This window comes from Virgibacillus carmonensis (assembly GCF_057836705.1).
In genome coordinates this window covers 1-537 of sequence record NZ_JBYQFJ010000367.1, presented here as the reverse complement: position 1 = coordinate 537, position 537 = coordinate 1, and the positions used below count along the sequence as shown (strand labels likewise).

At 41.7% G+C, this 537-nt stretch carries 1 protein-coding gene; it reads right to left on the bottom strand.

Translation table 11 applies throughout. The annotated features are described in order from the left end of the window. The coding region (locus AC3G7N_RS22390; protein WP_489424304.1) for a fumarylacetoacetate hydrolase family protein at window positions 1–537 on the bottom strand (537 nt) is incomplete at both ends.

The following is a 537-nucleotide window of genomic DNA, read 5'->3' as shown; positions in this document are numbered from 1 at the left end:
GACGGAACGAACCAGATTTTTCGTGTTATTTTCCTGGACAAGTTCCCCGTTTACGTAAACACGAATGATTATATGATCCGGGTCGTTTACCGCGTCACGGTCAATAACCCATGGCCCTACCGGACAAAATCCGTCGCGTACTTTATTTTTAATATCCGGCCGATAAAAGCTTTCATGTGGAATGCTAACATCGTTTACAATGGTATAGCCTGCAATATAATCCATTACATGGTCCTTAGCTACATTCGTCGCTGTTTTCCCAAAAACAACTCCAAGTGCTGCCCCAACTTGAACAGTGTTTTCATCCTTAGGAATGGCAACTGCATTATTATGGCTATTTACCGTATTCCCAGGTTTAATATACATAATTGGTTTTTCGGGTGGAGCATTATATGGTTTGTCATGCAGGGAGTCTTTCATCAACTCAAGCTGCCCCTTAAAGTTTAACAGCGTGCCATAGATTGTTCCTGTTACTGGTGATTGAAAGGAAACGTCACGATGATTAAAGGTTCTGCCATTCCATGTAATATCATCCGA